This is a genomic window from Rhodothermales bacterium (genome assembly GCA_034439735.1).
GTDB lineage: Bacteria > Bacteroidota > Rhodothermia > Rhodothermales > JAHQVL01 > JAWKNW01.
In genome coordinates this window covers 21,266-29,265 of record JAWXAX010000033.1, presented here as the reverse complement: position 1 = coordinate 29,265, position 8,000 = coordinate 21,266, and the positions used below count along the sequence as shown (strand labels likewise).

At 62.7% G+C, this 8,000-nt stretch carries 9 protein-coding genes; 4 read left to right on the top strand and 5 right to left on the bottom strand.

Going from position 1 to position 8,000, the window contains the following annotated elements:
• Window positions 1-19 precede the first annotated feature (19 nt).
• From SH809_02360 to SH809_02350, 3 genes are all read right to left on the bottom strand, one after another.
• Complete coding sequence (locus SH809_02360) at window positions 20-685, bottom strand: deoxynucleoside kinase (protein MDZ4698525.1); 666 nt, start codon at window positions 683-685, stop codon at window positions 20-22.
• Between the two features lie 86 nt (window positions 686-771).
• On the bottom strand, window positions 772-1,677 hold the full coding sequence (locus tag SH809_02355) for an NAD(P)H-binding protein (protein MDZ4698524.1): 906 nt from the start codon (window positions 1,675-1,677) through the stop codon (window positions 772-774).
• Window positions 1,678-1,723: 46 nt separating this feature from the next.
• Complete coding sequence (locus tag SH809_02350) at window positions 1,724-2,851, bottom strand: ATP-dependent 6-phosphofructokinase (protein ID MDZ4698523.1); 1,128 nt, start codon at window positions 2,849-2,851, stop codon at window positions 1,724-1,726.
• Window positions 2,852-3,018: 167 nt separating this feature from the next.
• Between SH809_02350 and SH809_02345 the strand changes: the two genes are divergently transcribed.
• From SH809_02345 to SH809_02330, 4 genes are all read left to right on the top strand, one after another.
• Window positions 3,019-3,735 (top strand): HAMP domain-containing sensor histidine kinase, encoded by a 717-nt coding sequence (locus SH809_02345; protein ID MDZ4698522.1) that lies wholly within the window; start codon window positions 3,019-3,021, stop codon window positions 3,733-3,735.
• Window positions 3,736-3,795: 60 nt separating this feature from the next.
• On the top strand, window positions 3,796-5,031 hold the full coding sequence (locus tag SH809_02340; GenBank protein ID MDZ4698521.1) for a 4-hydroxy-3-methylbut-2-enyl diphosphate reductase: 1,236 nt from the start codon (window positions 3,796-3,798) through the stop codon (window positions 5,029-5,031).
• Entirely contained in the window at window positions 5,028-5,630 is a 603-nt protein-coding gene (locus SH809_02335) for a hypothetical protein (protein MDZ4698520.1), read from the top strand. Before SH809_02340 ends, SH809_02335 begins: the two co-directional genes overlap by 4 nt.
• A gap of 111 nt (window positions 5,631-5,741) precedes the next feature.
• Window positions 5,742-6,890 (top strand): NAD(P)/FAD-dependent oxidoreductase, encoded by a 1,149-nt coding sequence (locus SH809_02330; GenBank protein ID MDZ4698519.1) that lies wholly within the window; start codon window positions 5,742-5,744, stop codon window positions 6,888-6,890.
• On the opposite strand, the gene SH809_02325 is transcribed toward SH809_02330, so the two are convergent.
• Together SH809_02325 and SH809_02320 are read right to left on the bottom strand one after the other, a co-directional pair.
• Window positions 6,883-7,428: a GNAT family N-acetyltransferase gene (locus tag SH809_02325; GenBank protein MDZ4698518.1), complete on the bottom strand. Its 546-nt coding sequence runs from the start codon at window positions 7,426-7,428 to the stop codon at window positions 6,883-6,885. The two genes, SH809_02330 and SH809_02325, sit on opposite strands and share 8 nt — an antisense overlap.
• A complete protein-coding gene (locus tag SH809_02320) occupies window positions 7,425-7,841 on the bottom strand; it encodes a hypothetical protein (protein ID MDZ4698517.1) in 417 nt (138 codons plus the stop codon). The genes SH809_02325 and SH809_02320 overlap by 4 nt, the downstream gene beginning before the upstream one ends.
• Window positions 7,842-8,000 lie beyond the last annotated feature (159 nt).

Here is an 8,000-nt window from a genome sequence, read left to right as displayed (position 1 = left end):
CGCGCCCCGCGCCGCACGGTTAATCGACAAAAAGCCCGAAGAGCCGGCTCTCGATCCGCCCCAGCACATCCTCGCGGTCCTCAGTATTGTTGACAAAATCGTACGAGTCGGCATCGATGATGAGCTTGGGGCCAAAATTGTAGCGATCGATCCATTCGTCGTACAGCACATTGAGGCGCTCCAGGTATTCGATACGGATGCTGGACTCATAATTTCGGCCGCGCGATTGGATGTGCCGCACGAGGGTGGGGACCGACGCCCGCAGATACACCAGAAGATCGGGCGGACGCAGGTACGACGTCATGATATGGAAGAGCTCCGTGTAGTTCTCGTAGTCGCGCCGCGACATGAGATCCATCTCGAACAAGTTGCGCGCAAAAATCTCGGCGTCCTCGTAGATCGACCGGTCCTGCACCACCGGATTCGGGCCGGCCTCGATCCGACTCTGCTGGTTGAACCGGCTCGACAGGAAAAATACCTGCAGATTAAATGACCACCGACGCATGTTCTCGTAGAAGTCCGAGAGATACGGGTTATCGTCCACCCGTTCGTAGTAAGCGTCCCACGTGAAATGTTCGCTGACAATCGTCGTGAGCGAGCTCTTGCCGGCCCCAATGTTGCCGGCGATTGCAATATACTTTTTTTCCTGATTCGGGGTTGGCGGCGCGTACCTGGCTGAATCCATCAAACTGAACGACGATATATGCTGAAATTCCTGCAAGAGGTGATGGATCACTGAAAGGGCCCTGATGTTCCCGAGCGCCGCCAGCCTCACAAATACCCCAGATTCTCCGGCGCGAATCGGATCGGTTTCAGGTCAAAATCCCGGTAGAAGTCGGTAGAGTCGCAGGTATTGCCTTCGAGGAGCATCTCGAACTGGTCCGGTGTGATGGGCAGCAGCCCGAGGCGGCCGGCGGTCTGCACGATGGGACGCACCAGCCATACGGGTTGCTTGAGCTGGGGCTTCGGGGCGATGCCCATGCCGCGGGCGATGATATCCAGAATACGGACGTAAGGGAACCGCTCCTGGCCGGCGACGCAGTACGTCTTCCGTCGTGCCCGGTCGTTGGTCAGCGCCTGGACAAAGGCGGACGCGACCTCTTCCACGGAGACCGGCTGCATTTCGTAGAGGCCGTCTCCGAAGACCGGCAGCACGGGGAAAGGACGGACAAGGGAATTCGCGAGTTGGGAGGTAAACTCGGGATGGTCGTCACCCGGATCGCCGAAAACGACCGAGGGACGGAACACGGTCCAGGCTCCGAAGCCGGCGCTGCGGACATACTCCTCCGCCGCCCACTTGCTAGTCTGATACCCGGAAACGCCGTTCGCCCGCGCGCCGTTCGCACTCATGTGGATGAACCGATCGATGCCGTCCGCCCGCGCCTGGTCGACCACGTTCCGGGTGGCGTCCACATGGAGCGTCTGGAACGTGATGCCGGCCGAAGGCTTCTCTTCGATGATCCCCACCAGATGCATCACGGCGTCGCAGCCGCGCATGAGGCCGGCGAGCGACGTACGATCCGTCACGTCGCCCTTCACCGTTTCGATGCGCCCGTTGCCTGGCATCCGGTCCTCCGAACGGCGAACGAGTAGACGTACAGTATGCTGACTGGCAAGCAGTTCGCGCAGAATATAGGAGCCGACGAAGCCGGTGCCTCCGGTCAAGAACACATGCATGGGGGTCTTTTTAAGATCCAAGATTCAAAATTAAAAAGTAAACGATTCAGGTAACGGTACGTGCGTCCTGATGGCCGAGGAAGCGCTGGTCGAACTGACTCACCCCGAACGAAGTGCCCACGGCGAGGCCGGCGAGCACCATCGGGGCGTCGGTCGGGACGGTGCGGATCCGGTTGGCGACATCCGCCAGAGGCACACACGTCAGGCTGTTGTCGCGCAGCGCCACCATATGGCCGTAGCGGCCATCCGCCACCATGGCCGCCGCGTAGGCGCCAAAAGCCGTGGCGAGGGTGCGGTCGTACGCCGTAGGAGTACCTCCTCGCTGCACGTGACCGAGAATGGTCGTACGAATTTCGCTTCGCAGGTGGGTATTCAACTGATGCTCCAACACCTTACAAATGCCGCCGAGGCGAATGGGATCCGGGCTAGATTCCACGATGCTCTGAACGACCATCGAGCCACCTTTCGGCTTGCTGCCCTCGGCCACGCAGATGATGGTGAACCGCTGCCCGCCACTCTCCCGCTCCTTGCACACGCGCGCGATCTCGTTAACATCGTACTCAAATTCGGGGATGAGGATCACATCCGCGCCGCCGGCGACCCCGGCATATAGCGCGATCCAGCCGGCGTAACGCCCCATCGTCTCGAGGATCATCACTCGATGATGGCTCTGTGCCGTGGTATGCAATCGGTCGATCGCCTCCGTGGCGATGGCCACCGCGGAATCGAACCCGAACGTCCGATCCGTCGCCGGCAAGTCGTTGTCGATCGTCTTAGGGACGCCCACGATGTTCACCCCCAGTTCCTGCATTCCATGCGCGATCGACATCGTCCCGTCCCCGCCGATGACCACAATGGCGTCGAGACCCAGCGTGCGCACGAACTTGGCGACCTGGCTCGAGACGTCGGCGTCGCCGCGTTTGTAGAAGCGGAAGGGGTTGGCGCGGTTGCTGGTTCCGAGGATGGTGCCGCCAAGGGTGAGGATGCCGCTGACATCGTGGTAGTCGAGCGGGCGAATGCGCTCCTCGATCAAGCCCAGAAACCCATCCTCGAACCCGATGACCTCGGCGTTATGCTGGATGATGAGGCTTTTGGTGACGGCGCGAACCACGGCGTTCAGGCCGGGGCAATCGCCGCCGCCGGTGAGAAGGCCAACGCGTAACGGTCGGGACATGGACTATCTATTTAAAAAAATCAGCATCGAACGGGAGATCTCGGCTGGAAGATACGGACTCCATGCGGTGGAGGTGTTTGAAAATCGTGGCCATTTTAACCGAGCGCTCCCGTCTGTCGATACCAGCCGTGTGTTCTGCTCCCTCCACCGTTTCCTCCCACGCCCCGTTGTCATCAGACTCCTCCGCCGACCCCCAGCTGGTCTTCGCCGGCAGCCTGAGCCACGAGTTACGCGCCCCGCTGGCGGCGATCCTCGGGTACACCCAGTTGCTATGGGAGGAGCTTGAGGGCCGGCTGGAGCCCCATCAGCGCGAATTTTTCAAGACGATCCTGTCGAGCGTCGAACAATCGCTGGACCTGGTGAACGAGCTGGTCGAATTCTCCCGCATCCTCTCCGGCCGGCACGAGCTGCGCATCGCTCCCGTGGCCCTGAATGCGCTGTGCGACGACGTCGTGCACCAGCTCTACCCGACCGCCGAACGGAAAGGGCTGACGCTGGAGGTCGAGGACAGCGCCGGCCTACTCTACGTCGCCGCCGATGTCCAGCGCCTGCGCCAGGTACTCGTCAATCTCATCCAGAATGCCATCAAATACACGGAAAGTGGCGAAGTAGTCCTACAGCTGTCGGGGGATGGAGTGCGCGTGGCGATCCAGGTGCGCGACACCGGCCGAGGCATCTCGGCGGAGTTCATGCCCCGTCTGTTCGAACGGTTCAGCCGCGAGGAGCGCATGACCGAGGTGATCCAGCAGGGCGCCGGCATCGGCCTCGCGGTCGCTCTCGAATATGTCATCCTTATGGCCGGCACGATCGACGTCCAATCAGCCCCGGGCGAAGGTTCCACCTTTACCATCACCCTGCCCCGGGCCTCCCTTTCCGGCTGGTGAACGCCCGAACCGCGGCCGGCGGCCGGCGTTACAGGGCTCCGACCTCACCCGCTCCGCGCCATGGCCCGACAGTTCGACGTACCCCTGTTCTACCGAAGCCCGCTGATCTCTCGCGTCAAGGCGGCCCGGCGGATTTCCGACCCCCGGAAGAAGGACCTCACCCCCTCGGTACTCGATTTCGGCCCCATTCGCTATAAGATCGCCCGCCATTTCGGGTTCTGCTACGGCGTGGAGCAGGCCATCGAGATCGCCTACCGCGCCCTCGACGAAAACCCCGGCAAGCGCATTTTCCTGCTCTCGGAGATGATCCACAACCCCCGCGTGAACGACGACCTCCAGGCGCGCGGCATCCGGTTCTTGCGAACCACCTCCGGCGAGCAGCTCATCCCGTTCGACACCCTCACGCCGGACGACGTGGTGCTCATCCCGGCATTCGGCGCCTCGGTGGAGATCGAGGCCGACCTCCGCCGGCGCGGCCTGGACACCACGACCTACGACACCACCTGCCCGTTCGTCGAGAAGGTGTGGAAAAAAAGCCAGCAGATCGGGCAGCAGGCGTACACGGTGGTCGTCCACGGCAAACGAAACCACGAGGAGACCCAGGCCACGTTTTCACATGCCCGGCAGGCTGCGCCCGTGGTGGTGGTGCTGAACATGGACGAAGCGCGGGACCTCGCGCGGGTCATCCGGGGCGAGGCGGATGCCGGCTTCTTCCACCGCCGTTTCGCCGGCAAGTACTCGGACGGATTCGACCCGGATCGCGACCTCGCACGCATCGGCGTCGTCAACCAGACGACCATGCTCGCCACCGAGACCCAGGCCATCGCCTCGCTCTTGCGCGATGCCATGGTGAGCCGCTACGGCGCCGCCGGCCTGGACGCCCACTTCGCCGACACCAACGATACGTTGTGTTACGCGACCAACGAAAATCAGTCCGCCACACGCGCCCTGATTGACGACGGGGCGGACGTGGCGCTTATCGTCGGCGGCTTCAACTCGTCCAACACCACCCACCTCGTGGAGCTGTGCGAAGAGGTGATGCCGACATATTTCGTGCGAGGCGCAGAGGATGTACACGGGCCGAACCGGATCTCGCACTTCGACCTGCACCGGCACGCGGAGACCGAATCGCTGGACTGGCTGCCGGCCCACCGCCCCCTCGATATCCTGCTCACCGCAGGCGCCTCCTGCCCCGATTCTCTGCTCGACGAGGTCGTCCGCCGCATCAACGGGTGGTTCGATGGGGTTCGCGCAGAGGAAGAGGCGCTCGCGCCGTTCGCCGAGGCCGCGCCATGATTCATACAGCGGGGCAGTTGGCGGTGCGGACGGCCGCCCGCCCGCTCGGATGGTTGATGATTGCGGTGATGCTGGCCTCCTGCGACGTCTTTTCGGCGCGTGAGCCGGAACCGCCGGCGTCGGAAGGCGGCACCTTCCTCCAGCCCGACACGCCCGAGCAGGTGATCGAAAACATCCTGTCCGCCGTCGAGGAGATGAACGCCCCCAACTACGGCCGCTCCCTGGCGGCCGACCTCATGTTCACCCCCACGGCCGCCGCGCTCGGGCAGGACCCTTCCACCTGGACGTCCTGGAGCAAGGCCGAGGAGGAACGTTATTTCAGCACCGCCGCGTCCGCCGCACAGCTCTCCACCGGCCACCGCCTGGTCCTCACCGACCCCTCCGTGTCCGTCATCACCGACGACCGCTTCCAGTACGACGCCACCTACACCCTCACCATCAACCACTCGCGTCCCGAAGTGCCGACAGGCGCCCAGGGCCGGCTCATCTGGATCATCGTCCAGGGCGATGACGGCCTCTGGAGCCTCAGCGAGTGGACGGATCGGGAGCTTGGAGGCGCGGTGTCCTGGAGCGATCTCAAGGCGGCTTTTTCGCGGTGATCGTTCGCTATGGCCTGGAGGCTACCGAATGGTTGCACACGATCGTTTGCACTCGCCAGATTGAAGACAACGGCCTGATGGCCCTATATTGAATCCTCACTGCAAGCACGTATGGATTCAACAACGTTCCCAACCATAGAAACCGTCACCCTGATCATCGGCGCCGGCGCGGCCGGGCTGGCTGTTGGCGCGTGCCTGCGGCATGACCACATCCCCCATATCCTGCTCGAAAGGAATAACACACCCGGATCTGCCTGGGATCGTCGGTACGATCGGCTACAGCTGCACACCCACAAGCAGTTCTCTGCACTACCCCATCTCCCATACCCCAAAGAAACGCCACGTTACCCGTCCCGCCGGCAGGTGGCCGCGTATCTTCGGGACTATGCCCGCACGTTCCGCCTCGAGCCCCGGTATGGTCAGGACGTCGTCGAGGCCCGGCAAGACGCCGGACGATGGGTCACCACCACGCGCGACACCCGATACCGATCGCAGTACCTCGTTATCGCCACGGGCCAGAGCCACACGCCGCATCGACCGACCTGGCCGGGAATGGAGGCCTTTCCGGGTTCGATGCTCCATAGTTCGGAATATGCCAACGGGAGCGTATTCAAAGGCGCCCGCATGCTCGTTGTGGGCTTCGGTAACTCGGCCGCGGAGATCGCGCTCGACCTCTGCGAACACGGCGCCGATGTGGCGATGGCCGTTCGCAACGCCGTCAACGTAGCGCCGCGCGACCTGTTCGGGATGTCCACGCACTCCGTCTCGGTGCTGCTGAGCCGGCTCCCGTCGCGGGTCGCCGACGCCTTCACGAGCACCCTCCCGCGCCTCGTGCTGGGCGACCTGTCTGATTACGGCATTCGTCGCCTACCATACGGCGGCATGACGCAGATCGAGCGAGACAAAACGACGCCGGTTCTGGATGTCGGCACGATCGAGCTCATTAAATCGGGGCGGATCACCGTATATCCCGGCCTCGAACGATTCGATGGCGACACCGTGACGTTCGCCGATGGCCGCATGGCCGTATTCGACGGCGTGGTGCTCGGCACCGGCTACCGGCAGAATCTGAAGGCCTATCTAAACGACGCGGACGCGGCGCTCGACGAGAACGGTTGCGCCCGCACGAGCGGCCGGGAGACCGACGTGTCCGGGCTGTTTTTCTGCGGGTTCAAGAACTCGCGTGGCGGCCTGCTACGAGAGGCCGGCCGCGAGGCGCGGCGCATCGCCCGCCTCATCCGCGAAAAGGGCATCACCTGACGCCCACTTCCTTTCGCATGGCTACCAGAGGCAACATCACCCCACCGGGCAACACGGCTTCGTAACGCTCCACCGCCTCGAATCCAAACGCCCGGTAGAGGGGCTCGCCCGGCAACGTCGCCACCAGTTCGAGCGCCAGGAAGCCGGCCTCGCGCGCCGCTGCTTCGCTCGCCCTCAGGATCGCCCCGCCGATCCCCCGGCGCGCATAGGTCGGGTGGACAAAAAATGCCCGGATGCGGGCTGCGTCGCCGGAAGGATCGAGCAGCGGGTCCTCGGCAGCCTTCATCTGGTCCCCTCCGTACAACGTCCTCCGCCGGCTCCAGCCGCCACACCCCGCAATCACGCCTCCAATCTCGGCCACGAAATAGGTGCCGTCATTGATCAGTTGCGTATCCACCCCGAAGACCTGGACGATGGCCTGTTTGATCTGGGTGTCCGAATAAAAGGGCCGGCTGAGGCCTCGGACGGATTCAGGGATCAGCGCACGAAGCGCCGGCAGGTCATCGAACGTGGCCAACCGGATGACGATCGCGTTCATTTCGCGATCATCAGATAGATGGGCAACACGAAATTGCCCACAACCAACACGATCCAGAAAAAGAACGTCCACCTACTCATGTGCCCAAGCGGGTGGGTTTTCAGATAACGCTCCCACCCCAGTTCGTGAGGCAGGTCGACCTTCTCGGTCATATGCTTCAGGTAGCCGGATACCCGACGGATCGTCTTGATTGTCAGAAAATTATTGGCCCAGAAGAGCAGGGTAATCAGGAGCGGAATCCAGTAAGCGATTCGCGTCAGCAACTCATCCTGTGTAAGCATCCACGCCCAGCTGGCTCCATTGAGCACCAGGATATGCCGGGCCTGAGCAGCGAGATGATCGATGCGCAGCAGGTTCTCGGCGCGAAGCGCGTTGTACTCGGCAATAAGCAGGTCTTGCTGAACGGGTGTCATAGGAGGATGGCCGGCTGGTGATATCCCACGCAAAATACCGTTTCCCGTTCAATACAACAGGAAGAGTTTGACCGATACGCCGCCGGCCGTTGGCAGAATCTGATTTCTCGCAACCCCATCCAGCACCTGAGAAGGCGCGAGGAACACATCAAAATCCGC